Annotated in this window: 20 protein-coding genes, 1 pseudogene and 1 riboswitch; of the genes and pseudogenes, 4 read left to right on the top strand and 17 right to left on the bottom strand. The window is 62.2% G+C overall.

Going from position 1 to position 20145, the window contains the following annotated elements; translation table 11 throughout:
• Positions 1-60: 60 nt before the first annotated feature.
• From PSH57_RS07110 to cobO, 12 genes and pseudogenes are all read right to left on the bottom strand, one after another.
• Positions 61-1269: an MFS transporter gene (locus PSH57_RS07110; RefSeq protein ID WP_305388698.1), complete on the bottom strand. Its 1209-nt coding sequence runs from the start codon at positions 1267-1269 to the stop codon at positions 61-63.
• 52 nt (positions 1270-1321) lie between these two features.
• Positions 1322-1726, bottom strand: a complete 405-nt coding sequence (locus PSH57_RS07105; RefSeq protein WP_047228709.1) for a MarR family winged helix-turn-helix transcriptional regulator — start codon at positions 1724-1726, stop codon at positions 1322-1324.
• An 82-nt stretch (positions 1727-1808) separates the two neighbouring features.
• A complete protein-coding gene (locus tag PSH57_RS07100) occupies positions 1809-2546 on the bottom strand; it encodes an adenosylcobinamide-GDP ribazoletransferase (protein ID WP_305388697.1) in 738 nt (245 codons plus the stop codon).
• Positions 2547-2548: 2 nt separating this feature from the next.
• Entirely contained in the window at positions 2549-3124 is a 576-nt protein-coding gene (cobC, locus tag PSH57_RS07095; RefSeq protein ID WP_305388695.1) for an alpha-ribazole phosphatase family protein, read from the bottom strand.
• The gene (gene cobT, locus PSH57_RS07090) at positions 3121-4176 is read right to left on the bottom strand and encodes a nicotinate-nucleotide--dimethylbenzimidazole phosphoribosyltransferase (RefSeq protein ID WP_305388694.1); all 1056 of its coding nucleotides are present in this window, start codon (positions 4174-4176) and stop codon (positions 3121-3123) included. The genes cobC and cobT overlap by 4 nt, the downstream gene beginning before the upstream one ends.
• On the bottom strand, positions 4173-4694 hold the full coding sequence (cobU, locus tag PSH57_RS07085) for a bifunctional adenosylcobinamide kinase/adenosylcobinamide-phosphate guanylyltransferase (RefSeq protein WP_305388693.1): 522 nt from the start codon (positions 4692-4694) through the stop codon (positions 4173-4175). The genes cobT and cobU overlap by 4 nt, the downstream gene beginning before the upstream one ends.
• Before the next feature lie 242 nt (positions 4695-4936).
• The gene (locus tag PSH57_RS07080; RefSeq protein ID WP_305388692.1) at positions 4937-6388 is read right to left on the bottom strand and encodes a cobyric acid synthase; all 1452 of its coding nucleotides are present in this window, start codon (positions 6386-6388) and stop codon (positions 4937-4939) included.
• Positions 6385-7377 carry a threonine-phosphate decarboxylase CobD gene (gene cobD, locus PSH57_RS07075; RefSeq protein WP_305388691.1) on the bottom strand — a complete coding sequence of 331 codons (993 nt, stop codon included), beginning with the start codon at positions 7375-7377 and terminating at the stop codon, positions 6385-6387. Before cobD ends, PSH57_RS07080 begins: the two co-directional genes overlap by 4 nt.
• Entirely contained in the window at positions 7370-8278 is a 909-nt protein-coding gene (gene cbiB / locus PSH57_RS07070; RefSeq protein ID WP_305388690.1) for an adenosylcobinamide-phosphate synthase CbiB, read from the bottom strand. The genes cobD and cbiB overlap by 8 nt, the downstream gene beginning before the upstream one ends.
• Entirely contained in the window at positions 8275-8925 is a 651-nt protein-coding gene (bluB, locus tag PSH57_RS07065; protein ID WP_305388688.1) for a 5,6-dimethylbenzimidazole synthase, read from the bottom strand. The genes cbiB and bluB overlap by 4 nt, the downstream gene beginning before the upstream one ends.
• A pseudogene (locus PSH57_RS07060) lies at positions 8922-10302 on the bottom strand (cobyrinate a,c-diamide synthase). Before PSH57_RS07060 ends, bluB begins: the two are co-directional and overlap by 4 nt.
• 11 nt (positions 10303-10313) lie before the next feature.
• The gene (cobO, locus tag PSH57_RS07055; RefSeq protein WP_305388686.1) at positions 10314-10925 is read right to left on the bottom strand and encodes a cob(I)yrinic acid a,c-diamide adenosyltransferase; all 612 of its coding nucleotides are present in this window, start codon (positions 10923-10925) and stop codon (positions 10314-10316) included.
• A gap of 78 nt (positions 10926-11003) precedes the next feature.
• Positions 11004-11224, bottom strand: a riboswitch (cobalamin riboswitch).
• A gap of 159 nt (positions 11225-11383) precedes the next feature.
• Here cobO and PSH57_RS07050 point away from each other — a divergent pair.
• Together PSH57_RS07050 and PSH57_RS07045 are read left to right on the top strand one after the other, a co-directional pair.
• Positions 11384-11968, top strand: a complete 585-nt coding sequence (locus tag PSH57_RS07050; protein WP_305388685.1) for a hypothetical protein — start codon at positions 11384-11386, stop codon at positions 11966-11968.
• Positions 11969-12035: 67 nt separating this feature from the next.
• Positions 12036-13346, top strand: coding sequence for a PQQ-dependent sugar dehydrogenase (locus PSH57_RS07045; protein WP_305388684.1), 1311 nt, complete (start codon positions 12036-12038; stop codon positions 13344-13346).
• Between the two features lie 105 nt (positions 13347-13451).
• Here the strand turns inward: PSH57_RS07045 and PSH57_RS07040 are convergent, their stop codons facing one another.
• The 5 genes from PSH57_RS07040 to PSH57_RS07020 all read right to left on the bottom strand — a co-directional run bounded on the left by PSH57_RS07040 (position 13452) and on the right by PSH57_RS07020 (position 18051).
• Complete coding sequence (locus PSH57_RS07040) at positions 13452-13985, bottom strand: C40 family peptidase (RefSeq protein ID WP_256231138.1); 534 nt, start codon at positions 13983-13985, stop codon at positions 13452-13454.
• Between the two features lie 165 nt (positions 13986-14150).
• Positions 14151-14777: a C40 family peptidase gene (locus PSH57_RS07035; RefSeq protein ID WP_256231139.1), complete on the bottom strand. Its 627-nt coding sequence runs from the start codon at positions 14775-14777 to the stop codon at positions 14151-14153.
• 212 nt (positions 14778-14989) lie between these two features.
• Positions 14990-15694, bottom strand: a complete 705-nt coding sequence (gene hda, locus PSH57_RS07030; protein WP_003178999.1) for a DnaA regulatory inactivator Hda — start codon at positions 15692-15694, stop codon at positions 14990-14992.
• A gap of 181 nt (positions 15695-15875) precedes the next feature.
• On the bottom strand, positions 15876-16949 hold the full coding sequence (locus PSH57_RS07025; RefSeq protein WP_305388683.1) for an AI-2E family transporter: 1074 nt from the start codon (positions 16947-16949) through the stop codon (positions 15876-15878).
• Positions 16950-16980: 31 nt separating this feature from the next.
• A complete protein-coding gene (locus PSH57_RS07020; RefSeq protein WP_305388682.1) occupies positions 16981-18051 on the bottom strand; it encodes a DUF2066 domain-containing protein in 1071 nt (356 codons plus the stop codon).
• A gap of 365 nt (positions 18052-18416) precedes the next feature.
• Between PSH57_RS07020 and purM the strand changes: the two genes are divergently transcribed.
• The gene (gene purM / locus PSH57_RS07015; RefSeq protein WP_256231142.1) at positions 18417-19475 is read left to right on the top strand and encodes a phosphoribosylformylglycinamidine cyclo-ligase; all 1059 of its coding nucleotides are present in this window, start codon (positions 18417-18419) and stop codon (positions 19473-19475) included.
• Positions 19476-19486: 11 nt separating this feature from the next.
• Complete coding sequence (gene purN / locus PSH57_RS07010; RefSeq protein WP_305388681.1) at positions 19487-20137, top strand: phosphoribosylglycinamide formyltransferase; 651 nt, start codon at positions 19487-19489, stop codon at positions 20135-20137.
• The last annotated feature ends 8 nt before the right edge of the window (positions 20138-20145 follow it).

Raw genomic sequence — 20145 nt, 5'->3', positions numbered from 1 at the left:
ACCAGGCGATCGCCAGCAGCAGGCCGGCACCGGCAGCAATCAACCACGGGCCTACGCGGCTCATGCCGCACCTGCCTGAACTTGCAGCCGCGCCACCGGACGCTCACGGACCGGCCAGTTCAACGCCGCCGCCAGCAGACTGAGCAGGATCGACACCTGCCAGATCAAGTCATAACTGCCGGTGCGGTCGTACACCACCCCACCCAGCCAGCCCCCCAGGAACGAACCTAACTGGTGGAACAGGAACACAATCCCACCCAACATCGAGAGGTTTCGTACACCAAACAACGTCGCTACCGTGCCGTTGGTCAAAGGCACCGTCGACAGCCACAAAAAGCCCATCGCCATCCCGAACAGGTAAGCCGTGGTAGTCGTCACCGGCAACCACAGGAACAGGCTGATCACCACCGCCCGCAACAGGTACAACCCGGTCAGCAAGCGCGGCTTGGACATCCGACCGCCCAGCCAGCCCGCGGTGTAGGTGCCGAAGATATTGAACAGCCCGACCAGGGCCAGCACGGTCGTGCCGACGCTGGCCGCCAGGTGCTGGTCCACCAGATAGGCCGGCAAATGCACGCCAATGAATACCACTTGGAACCCACAGACAAAAAAGCCAACCGCCAGCAACCAGAAGCCGGAGTGGCTGCACGCCTCGCGTAGAGCTTCGGACAAGGTTTGCTCATGACCGGTCAGCGGCGCAGGCGTGTCCTTGAGCATGCTCACCAGCGGCACGATCAGCGCCACCAGCAGCCCTAGCGCCAACAGCGCGGCAGACCAGCCGAGCCAGCCAATCAGACCCAGTGTGCCCGGCAACATGGCGAACTGGCCGAAGGAGCCGGCGGCGCTGGCGATCCCCATTCCCATGCTGCGTTTCTCCGGCGGCACAGCACGCCCGACCACGCCGAGGATCACCGAAAACGATGTGCCGGACAGGCCGATACCAATCAACAGACCCGCGCTCAATGAGAGCGACCATGGTGAGTCGGCCATGCCCATGAAGACCAGACCAAGGGCGTACAACACGCCACCGATGAGCACGACTTTCGCGGCACCGAAGCGGTCGGCCAGCGCCCCGGTAAAAGGCTGCGCCAGGCCCCAGATCAAGTTCTGCAAGGCAATGGCGAAGGCAAACACCTCGCGGCCCCAGCCAAACTCGGCACTCATGGGCGCCAGAAACAGCCCGAAGCCATGCCGTACACCCAGGGACAACGCCAGGATCAGCGCGCCGCCCACCAGAACCCAACCACAGGTACGCCACATCGATGTCATTTTTATTCTCCGGTCACGGGTATATACCCGCTTATCATCGAACGAACCGGCTTCACGCCAGTTCATCCAGCAAGGCCAGCAACGTTGCGCGCTTTTCGGCGCCCAGCTTATCGATCAATCGTTGTTGCGCCGCTTCCCAGGCCGGCAACGCCGCCGCCAGCCGGGCATGCCCGGCTTCAGTGAGTTCGACGATGCGATTGCGCAGGTCTTCACCCTCGGCCAGCGCCACCAGCCCCTCACCTTCCAGAACCCGCAGGTTGCGCCCCAGGGTGCTGCGGTCCAGGCCCATAGCCTCGGCCAGGGAAGAGATACTCGGTTGGTCCAGGCGCGCCAGGTTACTCAGCAAGGAATACTGGGCGACGTTGATCCCGAAGCCATCGAGGGCGCCGTCGTAATACCTGCTGACGCCACGAGCGGCACGACGCAGGTTGATGCACAAACATTGGGAGGCAAGCATAGTGCGTGTATATACCCGCGATTAAATGAATGCAAATTTTAATTCAGGAAATTTCAAGCCAAATCCCCAACACAGGTAACGCTCAATTCCAGATCAATACCAGCCCAACCAACACCGCCATTTCAAGCAGCTCCAGCAAAGCGCCTGCCGTATCCCCGGTACAGCCTCCCAGCCTGCGCAACATCATTTGGCGCAACCCGATAAATACCGCCAGGGCGATGACCAGCGCCGATACCCCGACCCAGCCCGCCACCAACACGCCGCCCACCGCACAGGCCAGCAATACCTGCCAGCCCGTTTGACGCGGCAGATGGTCAGCGAGCGCCTGCCCTAACCCGCCGGCGCGCACATAGGGTGTGGTCAGAAACAATCCCAGCAAGGCACCGCGTCCCAACATCGGCACGATGATCAATGCCAGGGTCTGTCGCTGCTCGATCAGCGCCAACAATGCGCTGAATTTGAGCAACAGCACCAACATCAACGTAATCACCGCGATCGGCCCGCTACGGGGGTCTTTCATGATCAGCAGTGTGCGCTCGCGATCACCAAAACCACCGAGCCAGGCATCCGCGCTGTCGGCCAGACCATCCAGGTGCAGGCCGCCGCTAAGCAGCACCCAGGCGGTCAATAACAGGGCGCCATGGAGCAAGAGCGGCGTGCCAAGCAACAGGGCATCAAGCCCCCACAACAAGCCGCCGAACAACAGTCCCACCAGCGGATAGAACAGCAACGAACGTCCCAACTGCGCCGGTTCAGGCATGCCAGGCAAGCGAACCGGCAGGCTGCTCAGGAACTGCAAGGCGATCCAGAACGCCAGCATCTTCAGCCCTCTTCCTTCAAGACCAAACCAGGCGCCACCCGAAGAGAAAACCGCGCGCCATGAGCCACTTCGACATTGAGCAACTGCTCCCGAGGCAGACCACGGGCTCGCGCCAGCAACAATCGCATCACCCCGCCATGGCTGACCAGCAACACGCGCTGCCCTGCATACGCGGTCCTCAGGCGTTCAACCGCCGCCAGGACTCGCTTTGAAAACTCCAGCACCGGCTCGCCATCCGGTGGAGTGAATGCGTAGGGATCGGCCCAAAAGCGGCCCAGCGCCTCGGCGTCGGTGTCCATCAACGCCGCTGCGCTGCAGCCTTCCCAGGCACCGAAATGCAGTTCCTGCAGATCCTTTTCCAGATGCACCGGCAGGCCGAGTTGGGCGCCGAGTTGCTCAGTGAAAAGGGCGCAACGCTGCAACGGTGAACTGACCAGCCGATCCCATGGACCGCCCGCCACGACAGCCTCGCGCATCTGCTCCCAGCCCCTGTCCGTCAAGGCATCGTCGAGGCTGCCACGCAGCCCGCCACCCAGCTCGGTCTCGCCGTGGCGCAGCAGGTCCAGGTGCAAAGTCATGCTGGACGATCCGCCACGGCCGCTTCGGCAAACGTCGCCATCTGCCCGTGAAGATCACACGCCAGGCGCAACAGCGGCACCGCCAACGCCGCACCACTGCCCTCGCCCAGGCGCAGGCCCAGGTCGAGGAGCGGCTCAGCGCCAAGGGTTTCCAGAACGTGCTGATGCCCTGGCTCGGCACCGCGATGGCCGAACAACAACCATTGTCTGCATGCAGGATTGAGGCGCACCGCCACCAGTGCCGCGACGCTGCAGATGAAACCATCCACCAGCACCGCAACGCCTTGCTGGGCGCAGGTCAGATACGCACCAGCCAGCGCTGCGATTTCAAACCCGCCCAGGTTGAACAGGGTTTGCAGTGGATCGTTGCGCTGCGCGCCGTGCAACGCCAGGGCACGCTCAATGACTTGGGTCTTGCGCCTGACACCCGCGGCGTCCAGCCCAGTGCCGGGCCCGACCAGATGAGTCACCGGGCAGTCAAGCAAGGCACAGGCCAGGGCACTGGCCGCCGTGGTGTTGCCGATGCCCATTTCGCCGCCGATGAACAGCTGCGTTCCGGAGCCGACGGCACGCAACACACTGTCACGTCCGGCCAGCAATGCCTGCTCGCCTTGGGGCACGGTCATCGCCGGCCCCTGCACGAAATTCGCGGTGCCCGGCCCCACATTCAGATGCCGCACACCCGGCAGGTCCAGAACGGTGGTCACGGTGCCCAGATCCACCACTTCCAGCGAAGCGCCCAGTTGCCGCGCCAATACACTGATCGCCGCGCCGCCGCTGACGAAGTTGAGGAGCATCTGCCCGGTGACTTCCTGGGGATAGGCCGATACGCCTTCGGCCACCACACCATGATCACCGGCAAAGATCGCGATCCACAGTTGATCCAGGCTCGGTTTGACCTGCCCTTGCAGGCCCGCCAGTTGCACTGCCACTGCTTCGAGCTGCCCCAGCGAGCCGGCCGGTTTGGTCAGCTGTTGCTGACGGGCCGCGGCCTGGTCCAGGACCTGGGTGTCGAGGGGCTTGCACGGGTCTAGCCACCAGCGATGATTCATAACGCAGTACCTTTGAGAGTCAGGGGCAGGCCGGCAACGGTCAGTACGACGCGCTGGCAACGTTCGGCCAAAGCTTGATGCAGCCAACCGGCTTCATCGACATAACGGCGAGTCAACTCGCCCAGCGGCACGACACCCATCCCGGTCTCGTTGCTGACAAAAATGATTTCGCCCGGCAGCGCGCCAACGCACTCCAGCAGGGCGTCACGCTCGGCGTTCAGCTGCTCGGGGTTGTCGAGCATCAGCAGATTGGTCAGCCACAACGTCAGGCAATCCACCAACAGGCATTGCCCTGAACCTGCGTTATCGCGTAGCACCCGCGCCAGGGCCAACGGCTCCTCCACCAGCGCCCATTCGGCCGGACGGCGAGCCCGGTGTTGGGCGACCCGTTCGTTCATCTCGCCATCCAGGGGTTGGCTGGTGGCGATGTAGGTGACGGGCAACCGGGTGTCTGTGGCGAGTTTTTCAGCCAGGCGACTCTTGCCGGAGCGGGCGCCGCCGAGGATCAGTTGCAGCATGGGTTGTTACCTTTTATTTGGCGGTGTGGCGACTGGCCTCTTCGCGAGCAAGCCCGCTCCCACAGGGGGCGTTATGGTGTGCATGAACTCTGTGGTCATCAGAGATCCAACGTGGGAGCGAGCCTGCTCGCGATGAGGCCAGCCCAGCCACCCTAAATCCCACAGAGCCCACACTAAATCTGCTGTGTACGCAAATTCCCTGTGGGAGCGGGCTTGCTCGCGAAGGGGCCGGTACAGGCATCTCAAATTCCACAAAGCTCACGCAGCAACCCGGTATCCAAATGCCGCTCCACCAGATCCGCCAACCGCTCGATGTCCCGCTCGCGCAACCCGTGGTAGTCCACCGTTTGCACATCCTGCAACCCGGCCCAACGCAACAAGGCGCTGCTGGCCGCCGGTGACTCGAACAGCCCATGCAGATAGGTGCCAAAAATCTGCCCATCCAGGCTCAGGGCGCCATCACAACGACCGTCATCCAACTGCACCGCCGGGTTTTCCAATGCGGGGCCTGCGGTCACACCGGCATGGATCTCATACCCGCTGACCTCGGCCTCTTCCAGAACCAGTCGCCCGCGCACATTGCGCAACTGCTTCTCGTGTTCCAGAGTCGTTTCGAAATCCAGGAGGCCCAGCCCGACACTGGAACCGGCCGCACCTTCAAGCCCCAACGGGTCGTGGACCTGCTGGCCGAGCATCTGCAAACCGCCGCAGATGCCCAGCAGCTTGCCCCCATAACGCAGGTGACGATGGATGGCCGTCTCCCAACCGTTGGCGCGCAGGTAGGCCAGGTCGCTACGCACGCTCTTTGAACCCGGCAGGATGATCAAGTCAGCCGCTGGAATGGGCTGGCCTGGGCCGATGAATTGCAGATCGACCTGTGGATGCAGGCGCAGCGGATCGAAATCGGTGTGGTTGCTGATGCGCGGCAATACTGGCACCACTACTTTGAGCACCTGTTCGGCCTTGTCGGCCTGCCGTTGATCGAGGCCGTCCTCGGCCTCCAGGTGCAGGTCCATCACGTACGGCAACACGCCAACCACCGGTTTGCCGGTGCGCGCCTCAAGCCAGTCCAGGCCCGGTTGCAGCAAGGCGATATCGCCGCGAAAACGGTTGATGATGAAGCCCTTGACCCGCGCCTGTTCGCTGGGCGAAAGCAGCTCCAGGGTGCCCACCAGATGGGCGAATACGCCGCCGCGATTGATATCGGCAATCAGCAGCACCGGGCAGTCCACCGCTTCGGCAAAGCCCATGTTGGCAATGTCACCGGCGCGCAGATTGATCTCCGCCGGAGAACCCGCACCCTCCACCATCACCACCGGATACGCCGCGCTCAGGCGTGTATGGGAAGCCAGCACCGCTTGCATCGCGATGGCTTTGTAATCGTGATAGGCCACGGCGTTCATGGTGGTGACGGCGCGGCCATGGATAATGACTTGGGCGCCGGTGTCGCTGTTGGGCTTGAGCAGCACCGGGTTCATGTCGGTATGCGGTTGGAGACCAGCCGCCTGGGCCTGCACGGCCTGGGCACGGCCGATTTCGCCGCCATCGGCCGTTACCGCGCTGTTGAGCGCCATGTTCTGTGGCTTGAACGGCACCACGCTCACCCCCTGACGCCTGACCCAGCGGCACAACGCCGTGACGAGAGTGCTTTTGCCGGCATCGGACGTGGTGCCCTGCACCATTACAGTGGTCATTGGATGTCCTTGGCGTAAGCCTCGAAAGCCTGTTCGAGGCGCAGGAATTCACCGTCATCGGCCGGCAACCCGAAGCGCAGGCTGCTGTTGTGGGTAAACAACCGCAGGAGAATGCCGCGCTGGGCCATGAAATCGTAAAGTGCCTGGGCGTGTTCAGTGACCAGCCATTGAAACAACCCGCAGCCGCCTTGAGGCTTGAAGCCGTGGCGTTCGAGCGTCAGCGCCAGGCGCTGACTGGTGTCTTCGCAGCGTTGGCGCTGGCGGGCGTGGGCGTCGGTGTCCAGCAGGCACGCCTGACCCACCACCCGGGTCGGCCCGCTGACGGCCCACGGCCCGACTTGTTCGGCAAGCAACTTGAGCAAGCGGCGCTCGGCCAATACAAACCCCAGGCGCACCCCGGCCAGGCCAAAAAACTTGCCAAACGAACGCAACACAATCAGCCCGACCTGATGGGTATGGGCGGCCAGACTCAGTTGCGGCGTGACATCCATGAACGCTTCATCCACCACCAGCCAACCACCGCGCTGGGCCAGTCGGGCATGCCAGTCCAGCAGGCGCTCGGGGCTCAACTGCAAGCCCGTGGGATTGTTCGGGTTGACCACCACCAGCACGTCGAGACTGTCGAGGAAGAAGTCCACTTCCGGCTCCAGTACTTCGCGCACGATGTAGCCACTGCGACGCCAGGCTTCGGCGTGTTCGGCGTAGCAAGGCGAAAGGACGCCGACCTTGCCGGCACGGCGCAGGCGCGGCAACAGTTGGATGGCCATCTGCGAACCTGCCACCGGCAGCACATGCATGGCGCCGTAATAATCGCAGGCGGCCTGTTCCAATCCGTCATCGGTCTCGGGCAGGCGTGCCCAGGCCCGCGGTGCGATCACCGGTACGTTGAACGGCCAGGGCGCCAGGCCACTGGACAAGTCGAGCCAGTGCGCCTCGGTAATCCCGTATTGCCGGGCCGCGTTGCGCAACCGCCCACCGTGCTCAAGCATAAAACTCAGCTCCCAGGCAGAGAATCAGCAACCACAACCATACGCCGCGCTGGACCAGTTGCCAGCCGCGATCAATGGCGTCGGCGCTCGCTGGCTCGCCCTCGCCCAGGGGCGGACGCTGGTGCAGTTGGCCGTGATACACCGCCGCGCCACCCAGCTCGACCCCCAGGGCACCGGCGCCGGCGGCCATCACGGGCCCGGCATTGGGACTGTCCCAAGTCGGGCCCTGGGTGCGCCAACACTTGAGCGCCAGGCGGGTTTTTCCAAGCACGGCGTAAGTCAGCGCCACCAGGCGCGCCGGAATATAGTTGAGCCCATCATCAATCTTGGCCGCCGCCCAGCCGAAGCGCTCAAAGCGCTCGTTGCGATAGCCCCACATGGCGTCGAGGGTATTGCTCAGGCGGTACAACACCACACCGGGCGCGCCAGCGACGGCGAACCAGAACAGCGCGGCGAACACCGCGTCGCTGCCGTTCTCCAGCACCGACTCCGTGGCGGCACGTGCGACGGCAGTCTCATCCAGGTCGGCGGTTTCGCGACTGACCAGGTAGCCGACCCGCCGACGCGCTTCGTCCAGATCCCCACCGCGCAGAGCCCGGGCCACCGGCTCGACATGTTCCCCGAGACTGCGCAGGCCAAGGGCAAGGTACAGCGCCAGGATGTCCACCAGCCAACCCACCAACGGTGCCCAGGACAGTGCCGTCGCGAGCAGGGTCAACGGCACCACGGCGATGATCCACGCCGTCACGCCATGGCTGCGCCAGCCACGCCCGCCGGAGTTGAAGCGCTGCTCGATACGATCGGCAAAGCGACCAAAGGCGACCAGCGGATGCCAGCGTCGGGGTTCGCCCAACAGCGCATCCAGCGCCACTGCGGCGGCACTGAGCAACGCCACACTCATGGGCTCACTCCCCAATGGTTTTCGTAGAGCAATTCATCCAGCGCACGCGGCTGCGCCCAGCCTTCCAGGGCGAGCATCGGCGCCGGGTAAAAAACCTCGACCGGTCCCAGACACAAGATTGCCAGCGGCTTGGCACCGGCGGGCAGGCCCAATAACTCGGCCAGGGCCTGGGGCTCGAACAGAGAAACCCAGCCCATCCCCAATCCTTCGGCGCGAGAGGCCAGCCACAGATTCTGGATCGCGCAGGACAGCGAGGCCAGGTCCATTTCCGGCAGGGTTCGTCGACCAAAAATATGGCGCTCGCGATCATCCATCAACGCCGCCACCAGCACTTCGGCGCAATCGTTGAGGCCTTCAACCTTGAGCTTCATGAATTCATCGCTGCGCTCGCCCAGGGCCTCGGCGGTGCGGACGCGCTCCTGCTCCACCAGTTGACGGATTTGCCCACGCAAGGCGCGGTCGCTGATGCGAATGAACCGCCACGGCTGCATCAGTCCCACGCTGGGGGCTTGATGGGCGGCTTCCAGCAGGCGGCGCAGCAATGCTGGCTCAACGGTGCCGCCGGTGAAGTGGCGCATGTCGCGGCGCTCGGCGATGGCCCGGTAGATGGCGTCGCGTTCGGCCAGGGGAAAGGCGTTGTCTGTCATGACCGCTTCGCGAGCAGGCTCGCTCCCACAGGGGTCAGGTGATCAAATGTGGGAGCGAGCCTGCTCGTGATAGCGGCCTGAAGATCAGGCGCAAACAGCGCAGCAATCGCCCTCGGATTCGACGGAAAATAAAAAATGCACATAGGAAGCCGTCATCCGGCCCTGCCGGAAAACCGCCTCTGCCCCTCGCCCGCCATTGGGGCTATGGCCTCGGGCAATCGGTTCCAGCCCGGTACTGGTCAGGGAATGATGATAGGTATGCCCGCGCAAAGTGCCCTCCGGCAACTCCACCGATTGCAGTGCCAGGGCCGCCAGACGCTTTTGCATCTGCGCATCACCGGCCAGCAACCCAAGCAGTTCGGCACGGGTGCCATCCACATCCGTCAACGAGTCCAACAGATAAAGCATGCCGCCGCATTCAGCGAGCAAGGGCTTGCCAGCTTGATGGTGCCCGCGGATCGCCGCCAGCATCGACGCATTTTGCGCCAGCGCCACATGGTGCAATTCCGGATAGCCACCGGGCAGATACAGACTGTCCGCCTCCGGCAGTTCGGTGTCATGAATAGGTGAAAAGAAGCTCAGTTGCGCGCCCATGGCTCGCAACAAATCGAGGCTCGCGCCATAGGTGAAGGCGAACGCTTCGTCCCGGGCCACGGCGATGCGCACACCTTCCAGCCACGGCTGCGCGGCAATCACCTGTGGCGCGGCGAACTCCACGGCTGGCGGCAACGCCACTTCACAACTGCCAGCCAGGGCATCGGCGGCGGCGTCGAGGCGCAGGTCCAGATCATTCAATTCACTGGCCTGGACCAACCCAAGGTGACGGCTTGGCAGCTCGATGCCGGTTTCCCGTGACAAGGCGCCGTACCAGCGCAGGCCTTCGGTCAGACTGCCTTCGAGCAACTGCGCATGACGCAAGGTGCCGACCCGATTGGCCAGCACTCCAGCGAAGGGCAAGTCCGGCTGATACCGCGCCAGGCCCAGGGCCAGGGCGCCGAAGGTCTGGGCCATGGCCGTGCCATCGATCACCGCCAGCACCGGCACACCGAAATGCCGTGCCAGATCGGCGCTCGATGGCGTGCCATCGAACAACCCCATCACCCCTTCGATCAGAATCAAGTCGGCTTCGGCGGCGGCTTCCCACAACAATCGACGACTCTCCTGCTCGCCGACCATCCACATGTCCAGTTGGTAGACCGGCGCGCCACTGGCCCGCTCCAGGATCATCGGGTCGAGGAAATCAGGCCCGCACTTGAAGACCCGCACCCTGCGCCCCTGATTGCGATGCAAGCGGGCCAGGGCAGCGGTGACCGTGGTTTTGCCTTGCCCAGAAGCTGGGGCGGCGATCAGCACTGCCGGGCAGTGACGACTCGTCAAGGGAACATCACTCACAGTTCGACGCCCTTCTGCGCCTTGATACCCGCTTGGAACGCGTGCTTGATCATGCCCATTTCGGTGACGGTGTCGGCCAGCTCAATCAGTTCCGGCTTGGCGCCACGACCGGTCACCACCACATGCTGCATCGGCGGGCGGGCCTGCAAGTCGCTCAACACCTGGTCCAGATCAAGGTAACCGTGTTTGAGGGCAATATTGAGTTCATCGAGCACCACCAGGCCAATGGACGGGTCGCTCAGCAATTGACGCGAGACCGCCCAAGCCGCTTCAGCGGCGGCGATGTCACGCTGGCGATCCTGGGTTTCCCAAGTGAAACCTTCGCCCATGACATGAAAGCGCACCTGCTCCGGGAAGCGGCGGAAAAACAGCTCTTCACCGGTGCTGTTACGCCCCTTGATGAACTGCACCACGCCGCATTGCATGCCGTGCCCCATGGACCGGGCCAGCATGCCGAACGCAGAACTGCTCTTGCCCTTGCCGTTGCCGGTCAGCACCAGCAGCAGGCCGCATTCATTCGGCGAATTGGCGATGCGCTCGTCGATCACGGCTTTCTTGCGCAGCATCCGCGCCAGGTGGCGTTCGTCGCGATCGGGGGTGTCGGTCATGGGAGCTCTCCGTTGGGATTGGATAACGGCGGGCGGGCACAAAAAAGACGGCAACAAGCCTGGCATCGCCCACCGTGATGCCGTTGGATGAATCAGGCCGGTCTCCGGGCTCATGAGCGGCGTGATGCCGGGCTGCGCGCCTTCCCATGTCATACGGACACAGTGGCTTTAGCACAGCGTTGACTCATTTACCGTTGCGGGGGCAGCGCCGGGTTCGTATGCACTCACCGGCTTCCCTGTTTCACTCTGTCGACCCAACGATCGCCCGGCCACAGAGCACCTGAAACAAGCCGCGAAGGTTAGAGGGTTGGGGGTGGAGCGTCAATTAAAGCCGCCACAGGTTCAACAGCGGATATTGGCCCCCATCAATAAAATGACGCCAATCTTGTGCCATGCTGCGGCAAGTGATATCAAATAGGCATCACGACCCGATATCACAAGAACAAGAGGGCAAAAGCATGCAAGGCATGATCATCAGCAATCCAAAACTGGAATTCCTGCGCCCGGTGCTGGAACGCTGGTTTGACTGTATCGACCGTTACAACGCCGTGCGCGGCGATAACGACACACCTTACTGGTTCGATGAAAAAGCCAATCTTGGCTTGCTGTCGGCCGCAGCCTGGATGGCCGAGATGGTCACGCTGCAGAACACCCCCACCCGCAAGCAGAATGAAGAAGGCGAGCGCAACGTCAGCGCCGATCTGTTCATCGCCGGCACCGAGGAGCGCGCCTTCATCCAGGCCACTCAACGCTGGCCGAAGGTCAAGAGTCTCAACCTCAACCAGCCGCTGCTCGACGTTACCAGCGACGCCAAACGTATCAGCTATTCCAGTGACCTGAGATTAGGCTGCCTGTTTGTAGCACCGCAAAAAGCCCAGCAGAGCGCCACGCCGGAAGAGTTGCAGGACATGATCGACGAACTGCAGAAGGAAAATACCTGCGCAGTGGCCTGGTACTTCCCCTATGCCTATCGCAAGTTGCGCAATGAGGCCGGGCACTATCATCCGGGCATCGCCGTGCTGTTCAAGCAGGCCCACGGCTGACCGGTTGAACCATCGCGGGTCTAAGCTTCTCTATGAGTAACTACCATGCACTCATAGGGAAGCCCGCATGCTCAAGCCACCACACCTTCTGATCGTCGCATTGGCCGCAGGGCTTGTTGCTTGCGGCGAGTCCTCCACGCTGCAGGTTTCCGACGGCACTGGCCCCTCGCCAAAACTGCCGGAACCGAACAAGACCCTGATCCCCACCGTCAACATTGCTGAAGCTGTCGGCTGGCCGGATGGCGCCAAACCCACCCCGGCCCAGGGACTGCAAGTGGGCGCATTCGCCGAAGGGCTGGATCATCCACGCTGGCTCTACGTGCTACCCAACGGTGACGTGCTGGTAGCGGAAACAAATGCCCCGCCCAAGCCGGACGATTCCAAGGGCATCCGTGGCTGGGTCATGGAGAAAGTCATGGGCCGCGCCGGTGCGGGGGTGCCCAGCCCCAATCGCATTACCCTGTTGCGTGATGCCAATCACGACGGCATCGCCGAAACCCGTACGGTCTTTCTGGAGAACCTCAACTCACCGTTCGGTATGACGCTGGTCGGCAATGATCTGTACGTGGCCGACACCGACCGACTGATTCGTTTCCCCTATAACGAGGGCGATACGCAAATCAAGGCGCAGCCGACCAAGGTCGTCGACCTGCCGGGCGGCACGCTCAACCACCACTGGACCAAAAACGTGATCGCCAGCCAGGACGGCAGCAAGCTGTACGTCACTACCGGCTCCAACAGCAATGTCGGGGAAAACGGCATGGAGGCCGAAGAAGGCCGCGCGGCCATCTGGGAAGTGGACCGCGCCAGCGGCAATCACCGCATCTTCGCCTCGGGCTTGCGCAACCCCAACGGCCTGGCCTGGGAGCCGCGCAGCGGCGCGCTATGGACCGCAGTGAATGAGCGTGATGAGATCGGCAGCGACCTGGTCCCGGACTACATCACCTCAGTCAAGGACGGCGGCTTCTATGGCTGGCCCTACAGCTATTACGGGCAGAACGTCGATAAGCGGGTCGAGCCACAAAAGCCGGAACTGGTGGCCAAGGCCATCGCCCCGGATTACGCCGTCGGCCCCCATACCGCGTCACTGGGCCTGGCGTTCGCCGAAGGTAGCACCTTGCCCGCGCCGTTTACTGAAGGCGCTTTCATCGGCCAGCACGGCTCATGGAACCGTAAGCCCCACAGCGGCTATAAAGTGATTTTCGTACCGTTCAACGCCGGCAAGCCGGTGGGGCAACCGTTGGATGTGCTGACCGGTTTCCTGAATGCAGATGAAAAAGCCCAGGGCCGGCCAGTGGGTGTGGTAATCGACAAGCAGGGCGGGCTGTTGGTGGCTGATGATGTGGGGAACAAGATTTGGCGGGTTTCAACTAAATAATGCCAATACACCCTAGTGGCAAGGGGTTTACCCCCTCTGTGTGGGAGCAAGTTTTGCTCCCACACAACCCTCGCCACCCATTGGCACTGAGCTGAGTACCCCAGGTCAGGGATTACGCGCCAGATGTGCCGGTTGCAACACACGCTTGGCACTTAGATAGGCTTTCTGCCAATAAGCCTTGGACAGGCTGTCGAGCTTGACCGTACCCCCGGTCGCTGGCGCGTGGACGAAACGCCCCTCCCCGACATAGATCCCGGCATGGCTGACCTGAGAGCCGCCGTTAGTGGCGAAGAAAATCAAATCACCGGTCTGCAACGCGTCCTTACCGACACTCTGGGCGCGCATGCCAATCATCTCGCGGGTGGAACGCGGCAGGGAGATACCGGCCGCATCGCGATACACATAGCCGATCAAGCCACTGCAATCAAAACCTGAATCCGGCGTATTACCGCCCCAACGATAGGGCGTTCCCACCAACCCCAGCGCCCGGAACAGCACGTCTTCGGCAACCGGGGAAAAGCTTTGCGCGGGAGTGAATGCCACCGGAGCCCGCACTGGCGCAGGTGGCGGAGTACGGCTGGCGCAAGCGCTGAGCAGCGCGGCAAAGAACATGAGAGCGAGGCGGGCCGACGTCGACATATGCAGAACAATCCTGATCTGGATGCGGCTTTTCTGCCGTAAGCATGAAAACAAAGCCGCCTGCGGAATACGCAGGCGGATTGCCATCAATCAATAATCATGGATTCTAGCGGCTATGAGACAAACTTCAAGTAAGACTTTAAGTTTGCCTTACAAACTGTGCGTTTACTTGCGAGCAGTGACCACGGTCGGTGCCATGGCGAGGGCGCGCTTGGCTTCGATGAAGGTCTTGCTCCAGTAGCTGTCGCCCAGGTTGTCGATTCGCACACCACCGCTGCGGCGGCTGCTGGAATGGATGAACTGGTTGTCACCCAGGTAGATGCCGGCGTGACTGACGCGACCACGACGACCGTTGGTGGCGAAGAACAGCAGGTCACCCGGTTCAAGTTCGTTGCGAGCAACCAGCGGGGCCTTCACGTTGATCATATCGCGAGTGGAGCGCGGCAGATTCATGCCAGCCTCTTCGCGAAACAGATACCCAATGAAACCGCTGCAATCGAAGCCGGCTTCGGAGGAACCGCCAAAACGATAGCGGGTACCGATCAAGGACATGCCTCGCTCCAGGATGCTGTCAGCCAGCACTGGAAGCTGATAAGGCTTGCTGCCGGCGAAGTCTGCCAGCTCTTTGTCGGTGGCCATTTCTTCTTGAAGTGCAACAGAGGAAGACTGGGCGGTAACGGAGTTTTGGACCTGTGGTTGTTGCGCTTGCTGAGACACTGGAGAGTGGGCAGCGCAACCGAACAACAGGGTAACGAGTGCGAGAGGCACCAGGGGTGCGAAGCGACTTAGCATGGGCACGACCGTGGCTGAAGTTGTAAAGATGGCGAGACTATGCCCACTATCAAGCTCATTTGCAAATTCAATCGATGCAAATGTGACTTCTCGGTTTTAGGTTTACATCTAAGCGCCAAAACCGTTTCCAGTCCTCATGCAGCCTGCAGCCCAGAAGGGACGCGGGCTGTGCCGTGGCAGAAACAGGCTATAAGCCACTATCGCTGCGACGTCTACCAGCCAAGGGTTTCTTTCAAAAAAGGGATGGTCAGCTTGCGCTGGGCCTGAAGCGACGCCTGGTCGAGGCGCTCGAGCAATTCAAACAGCGCGCTCATGCTGCGGGTGCCGCGGGTAAGGATAAAGTGCCCGACCTCATCGGTCAGGTGCAGGCCACGCCGGGACGCGCGCAACTGCAATGCACGGAGTTTGTCTTCATCGGAGAGCGGGCGCATCTGGAAAATCAGCGCCAGGGTGAGACGGGACTTGAGATCGGCCAGCTTCACCGGCAGCTCCCGCGGCGACGTCGATGCTGCAATCAGCAAACGCCGACCGCTGTCGCGTAACCGGTTGAACAGGTGAAACAGCGCTTCTTCCCAATCAGCCTTGCCGGCCACCGCTTGAAGATCATCCAGGCAGACCAGTTCGTACTGTTCAAGGTTGTCGAGAATCTCAACGCCGCGATCCAGCAACTCGGCCAATGGCAAATACACCGCCGGCTCGCCCAATTGCTCGAACCGCAGGCACGCGGCCTGCAACAGATGCGTACGCCCTACCCCGTCCTTGCCCCACAGATAAATCAGGCTCTCGGTCCAGCCGGCGTCGGCTTCGCAAAGCCGCTCGACATAGCCGAGTGCAGCGGCATTGGCGCCTGGGTAGTAGTTGATAAAGGTGGCGTCATCACGCAGACGCACACCTAGGGGCAGCTGAATCGGTTTCATGCTGACTGAACAGTTCCAAAAGAACCGTTAGTGGCCTCTGTGTAAAGTGCGCAAAGTTTATACCCGTGACGCGGACCGCACAATGCGCCGGACCACGAGCAAAATCAAAGGTTTGCAGCGACAGAACAATGGAGCGGCGGTTTCCCTGACGCCGGGACAACCGCCACGCCCGCCATTGGCGCTATAGCTCGGGGTCTTCGACGCCACTGTAAATGTCTGAATCCTTGTACAGATCGTGCATATGGCGCACCAGCACCATGATCACTGCCGCCACCGGCAGCGCCAGCAAGACCCCGGTAAAACCGAACAACTCACCACCGGCCAGGATCGCAAAGATCACCGCCACTGGATGCAAGCCGATGCGATCGCCCACCAGCAACGGTGTCAGCACCATGCCTTCCAGCGCCTGCCCGACCATGAACACCGCCACGATGCCGACCATCGGGTACAGATCACCGCCGAACTGGAACAAACCGGCAATCAACGCCGCGCCGATACCGATGACAAAGCCCATGTAGGGCACGATGGCCGCAAGCCCGGCGATCAAGCCGATCAACAGCCCCAGCTCCAGGCCCACCAGCATCAATCCCGCCGCATAGATGAAGCCCAGCGCTACCATCACCAACAATTGCCCACGCACAAACGCCCCCAACACTTCATGGCATTCGCCGGCCAGGGTCATGATGCGTTCTTCGCGATGGCGTGGCAGCAAGCTGCGAATCTTGGCCATCATCAAGTCCCAGTCGCGCAGCAGATAGAAGGCCACCACCGGAATCAACACCAGGTTCGCCAGCCAACCGATCAACGCCAATCCCGAGGCCGTGGCCTGGCTCAACACCACACCGACGATGTCAGAGGTCTGGCCCATGTGCTCGCTGATAGCGGCCTTGACCTTGTCGAACTTCCAGAAACCTTCGGCCAACCCCAGCCTTGACTGCACCCACGGCACGGCGGTGTGCTGCAACCAGTCGAGCATCTGCGGCGCCAGCTCGTACAGGCGCATCAGTTGCTTGGCCAGCATCGGTATCAGCACCAGCATCAGGGCGATGACAATCAAGGTGATCAGCGCAAACACCGACACCACACCCCAGGTCCTGGACAGGCCGAGTTTTTCCAGGCGGTCTACCAGTGGGTCGAACAGATAGGCCAGGAGCAACGCAACCAGAAACGGCGTGAGGATCGGATGCAGCAAATAGATGAATACAAACAGCAGGGCGATCCCACCCAACCAGAACCAACGCCGCGTATCGCCCATGAACCACTCCTAGCTATATAAGAAAGAAAAACTACCAGCGAAACCGCAGGTTGGCCGTCGGCTCAGGCGGTGGCGCGGCGGCCGGGACCGAGCCATCGGCGGCTGGCTGGGCCGCCGGTACCGACACTGGCACCGGCGCCACGGCTTCGCCGGCAGGAATTTCCTGCAGTCTCGCCAGGGCCAATTGCGCCTTCAACTGCTCGGCGCTGCCGTTGACCCGATAAATGATCCGGTCCCCTTCAACCCGCTGCAACTGCCCACCGAACGGTTCGAGCAAACGCCCAAGCGCCGCGTAACGCTCCAGATTCATGCCCTGCACTTCCAGCAGTTGCTCGGTGGCCACGCCCGGTTTGGTGACGAAACGCAGCGCCAGGCGTTGACTCACCGCCAGCATCACCGCATCGGCCAGGGCGGCGGGGTCGGCGCCCTGGGCAGTGCCCTGTTCGCGTTGGTCACCCTGCCACAAACGCCAGGTCGCCTGCCATTGGCCGCCCTCCTCCTTGGCATGGACCGCCAGCAAGGCGTCTGCACCATAACGCTGCGACGCCTCGCGCAGCGGCGCCGGATCACTGCCTTCCAGGTTTGGCGCCGTAGCAACGATCTGTTCGCTCAAGTCCGCCAGGGGCAGGTGCAGTGGCAGGCCACGGTGCTGGGCGGCGCGGCGCAGTGGCGCGGCACTGCCCTGGCCATCACCCACCAGGTTGGAACCTTCCGCCGAATCGTTCAGCCACCAGCCCAGGATCGCTGGCCGATTCGTGCCCCACAGCGACAACCCCGCCGAACGCAAGGCCCGGTCGGTGCTCGCCGGATCGAAATCCACCTTAAGGCTTTCCGGCGGCCCGGCGTCGTAGCCATATTGAAGAATGATCTGCTGGGGGTCCTTGCGGATCGCCGCCAGACCGGGACTCTGGGCGGCCTTGGCGTCGCCGGTCAGGCGCAGCACCAGCGTGTCGAGGGCGCGCAGAGTCGCCTGGTCACGTTCTTGCGGGGCCTGGCTGCTGACCGGCTCGAGCACCTGATAGAGACTGTTGAGGTTTTCGGCATGGCTCGCCACGCTGATCAACGACAGGCAGCCCACAGACAAGAGTTTGAAAAAGCGCATGGAAGATTCCCGGACATAACGGCTGGAACAGGCCGTGTGAAGAAAATTGAGCATGGCTGTGACCACAGCACCTGGCAAAACATTCACACGCCCGCTGGAAGTTTCGCACTGTCATAACCATAGCCGGTTACCGCTACACCTTATACAGACGCATCGCGCAGCACCAATAGGAGAAATATCGGTTTTTTTCCAAGGATATATCCCTGCCCGTCGGCGCGAGGATGGCCGCTGCCCCTCAAGCCTGATAAAATCGCGCGCCTTCGCAGACCGGCAATGGCTGGGCACCCGGAATAATTCGTACAACGGTTATTCAATGGCCCCGGCGGTCGGTCGTTACCCAGAAATCCCCCCTAAAGGCCTGGATCATGAGCAAGCAACCCTCCCTGAGCTACAAGGACGCCGGTGTAGACATCGACGCCGGTGAAGCATTGGTCGAACGCATCAAGAGCGTCGCCAAGCGCACTGCGCGCCCGGAAGTCATGGGCGGCCTGGGCGGTTTCGGCGCCCTCTGCGAGATCCCGGCCGGCTACAAGCAACCGGTGCTGGTTTCGGGCACTGACGGCGTCGGCACCAAGCTGCGCCTGGCCCTGAACCTGAACAAGCACGACAGCATCGGCATCGACCTGGTGGCCATGTGCGTGAACGACCTGGTGGTTTGCGGCGCCGAGCCGCTGTTCTTCCTCGACTACTACGCCACCGGCAAACTGAACGTCGACACCGCCGCCCAGGTGGTAACCGGCATTGGCGCCGGCTGCGAGCTGTCCGGCTGCTCCCTGGTCGGCGGCGAAACCGCTGAAATGCCAGGCATGTACGAAGGCGAAGACTACGACCTGGCCGGCTTCTGCGTCGGTGTCGTGGAAAAAGCCGAAATCATCGACGGTTCGAAAGTCGCCGCTGGCGATGCCCTCCTCGCCCTGCCATCGTCCGGCCCGCACTCCAACGGTTATTCGCTGATCCGCAAGATCATCGAAGTCTCGGGCGCCGACATCGAAAACACCCAGCTCGACGGCAAGCCACTGGCCGACCTGCTGATGGCCCCGACCCGCATCTACGTCAAGCCGCTGCTCAAGCTGATCAAGGACACCGGCGCCGTCAAGGCCATGGCCCACATCACTGGCGGCGGCCTGCTGGACAACATCCCGCGCGTGCTGCCAAAAGGCGCCCAGGCGGTGGTTGACGTGGCGAGCTGGACCCGGCCAGCCGTGTTCGACTGGCTGCAAGAAAAAGGCAACGTCGATGAAACCGAAATGCACCGCGTGCTGAACTGCGGCGTAGGCATGGTCATCTGCGTAGCCCAGGAGCACGTCGAGACGGCCCTGAATGTACTGCGTGAAGCCGGCGAACAACCTTGGGTCATCGGCCAGATCAGCACTGCAGCCGAAGGCGCTGCCCAGGTCGAGCTGAAGAACCTTAAGGCTCACTGATGCAAGAGCAGATGCCTGCAACCTGTGATGTCGTGGTGCTGTTGTCCGGTACCGGCAGCAACTTGCAGGCCCTGATCGACAGCACGCGGACCGGTGATAACCCGGTCCGTATCCGCGCGGTGATTTCCAACCGCGCCGATGCCTACGGCCTGCAACGCGCCAGGGATGCGGGTATCGACACCCGTGTCCTGGATCACAAAGCGTTTGATGGCCGCGAAGCCTTCGATGCCGCGCTGATCGAACAGATCGACACGTTCAATCCGCAACTGGTGGTACTGGCCGGTTTCATGCGCATCCTCAGCGCCGGCTTCGTGCGTCACTACCAGGGCCGCCTGTTCAATATCCATCCATCGCTGCTGCCTAAATACAAAGGGTTACACACTCACCAGCGCGCGCTGGAGGCCGGAGACCCGGAGCATGGCTGCTCGGTGCACTTCGTCACCGAGGAACTCGATGGCGGACCACTGGTCGTACAGGCAGTAATACCGGTAGAGTTGCACGACACGCCGCAAAGCCTGGCCCAACGGGTTCACACCCGGGAACACCAGATCTACCCGATGGCCGTGCGTTGGTTTGCCGAAGGCCGGCTGACCCTCGACGATCGCGGTGCCTCACTGGACGGCCAGTTGCTCGCCGCCAGCGGCCATTTGATTCGATACTAGGAGATTTT

The sequence above is a fragment of the Pseudomonas hefeiensis genome (assembly GCF_030687835.1).
Taxonomy (GTDB): Bacteria; Pseudomonadota; Gammaproteobacteria; order Pseudomonadales; family Pseudomonadaceae; genus Aquipseudomonas; species Aquipseudomonas hefeiensis.
The sequence above is the reverse complement of the archived record's forward strand: the minus strand, read 5'-3'. Positions and strand labels throughout refer to the sequence as shown.